We start from the raw sequence: 1,890 nt of genomic DNA, 5'->3' as shown, positions 1-1,890 counted from the left end.
GAGCAGTTCGCGGGCCAGTTCGCCTCGCGCGGCAATCGCCTCGGCGGGGGCGATCCGGCCCGATGCGGCGTCGGCGTCGATGTCACGCAGCTGCTGCCGCAAATGCGCGATCTCGGGGGTGTCGGGGGCATCCCCGGTCGCGTTGACCCTCCGTCCGGCGCCCGCATAATAGAGCGCGGCGCAGGCGATCAGCGTGACGACCAGGGCAAGTGACCAGAACAGCATGTGCAGCAGACTGCCAGACGCGGGAGCAACGAAACGCGGCCGATCTATAGTGGCATTCGGGCAGAATATGCATCTGCACACATCAAAGTGTGGGGGACGCATTGCCGCAGCCCGGCTGCCGCGATACCCGCTCTAGCATGTCCTCCGCCTGCGATCATCTCGTCATCGGCTCCAATCCCCTCGCGGCGCTTCTTGCCGCGCTGCTCGCGACCGAGCATGGACGCCGCGTCGCGCTGGTGACCGATCCCTATTCGCCTTTCGCCATGCGGCGCAGCTTCGATCTGTCGATGGCGCCGCTGACCCGGCCCGAGACTCTGCTGCTGCTGCGCCGCTGCGGCGCCGAGACCCTGGCGCTTCTCGGCCGGGCCGGACGATCGCTGGTCGATCGGGTCGATCCGCTGTTCATCGCCGAGACGCCGGCCAGCCAGGCGGCGCTGGGCCACTTCCGTCATCTCGCCCGCCTGCTCGATATCGCCGCCGAAACGGTCGCCGATCGAGCCGCTGCGTCGGGCACCGCCACCTGCCGCATCCGCGGAGTCAGCCTGATTGCGCCGGAGCGCTTCGGACCGGCGATGGAGAGCTTTCTCGACCGGCACGGCGTTCGCCGCCTCGACCGGCTGTCGACCACCCTGACGCTGCGCAAGGATGGCAGTTGCACCATCGGGACCGATGGCAGACCGGTCGAGGCGGCCGCAACGGTGCTCGCCGACGATGCGGCCATCCTCACCCTGCTGCCGCCGGAGGCGCGTGACCGCTCGCTGGTGCCCGCTGCCGCGGTGGCGATGCTTGCCCAGCCGGCCCGCCCCGCCACGCTGCCGCCGACGGTCCTGCTCGATCGCGGCGTGATGGTGGGCAGGGAACCGTCCGGCGCCATCGCGGCTGTGCTCGAAGGCGATCCGGCGACCGCGTCGGCACGGCTCGCCGCCTCGGTGCCGCGCATGCTGCCGCTCAGGCGGGCCGGCGAGGCACCGCTGGCGCGACTGCTGACGCAGGATGCGGCGCCGTTCGTCGGGCCGGGCCGGGGACACAAGGCGATGCTCGTCGCCGGCCTGGGGATGACCGGTGCCTTTCTTGCCCCCGCCATCGCACGGCTGCTGGTCGGCAACGCCCCGGCGGACGAGGCGGCCTGGTTCGCCCCGCGCGGCCCGGGTCGCGGCAACCAGCGCCTCGATGCGGCCGACTACGTGGCGGACCCGAGATGACCGAGCCCGGCTTCCGGCTTGCGGCCGATGCCCCGCATGGCTTTGCCGGTCGCGAGATCGACCGCCAGCGGCCGATCCGCTTCCGGCTCAACGGCCGGGCGATCCCCGCGTTCGCCGGCGACACCGTGCTGTCGGCGCTGCTTGCGGCCGGGTTGCATATCGCCGGTCGGCACGGCGAAGTGGCGCTGGCCCTCGACGAGCAGTTCGCGCCGCCGGTGGCGCTCGCCCGGCAGGCCGCCGATCCGCGGGCGGCGCTGCCGATGGACCGGACCCCCGCCGTCGATGGCGCCGATCTCGTCACGCTCGGCCACCGGCGCGACCTGATCGCCTCGCGCGGGCTGCTGGGCCGGGTCCGGCACCTGCTGCTCGGGCCGGCGCGGACCCTCAATCATCGCTTCGGCGAACACTGGCCGCTGCTGGCGCCCTGGCGCAACCTTGCGGCAGAGCGCAGGCTCGAGGCGGA

The 1,890-nt window shown here is 72.5% G+C and carries 3 protein-coding genes; 2 read left to right on the top strand and 1 reads right to left on the bottom strand.

The genetic code is table 11. The features are described from left to right. A partial coding sequence (ccmI, locus tag ACE3TU_RS21930) for a c-type cytochrome biogenesis protein CcmI (protein WP_374627975.1) occupies positions 1-225 on the bottom strand: 225 nt, incomplete at its 3' end. A gap of 137 nt (positions 226-362) precedes the next feature. Here ccmI and ACE3TU_RS21925 point away from each other — a divergent pair. Together ACE3TU_RS21925 and ACE3TU_RS21920 are read left to right on the top strand one after the other, a co-directional pair. Next, the gene (locus ACE3TU_RS21925) at positions 363-1,427 is read left to right on the top strand and encodes a hypothetical protein (RefSeq protein ID WP_374627974.1); all 1,065 of its coding nucleotides are present in this window, start codon (positions 363-365) and stop codon (positions 1,425-1,427) included. Beyond that, the coding region (locus ACE3TU_RS21920; RefSeq protein WP_374627973.1) for a 2Fe-2S iron-sulfur cluster-binding protein at positions 1,424-1,890 on the top strand (467 nt) is incomplete at its 3' end. The genes ACE3TU_RS21925 and ACE3TU_RS21920, both read left to right, overlap by 4 nt.

The sequence above is a fragment of the Devosia sp. genome, from assembly GCF_041917035.1.
Taxonomy (GTDB): domain Bacteria; phylum Pseudomonadota; class Alphaproteobacteria; order Rhizobiales; family Devosiaceae; genus Devosia_A.
The sequence above is the reverse complement of the archived record's forward strand: the minus strand, read 5'-3'. Positions and strand labels throughout refer to the sequence as shown.

Excerpts from the sequence above, each read along its gene's own strand:
- ACE3TU_RS21925 (WP_374627974.1), top strand. The coding sequence starts at position 363 with ATGTCCTCCGCCTGCGATCATCTCGTCATCGGCTCCAATCCCCTCGCG.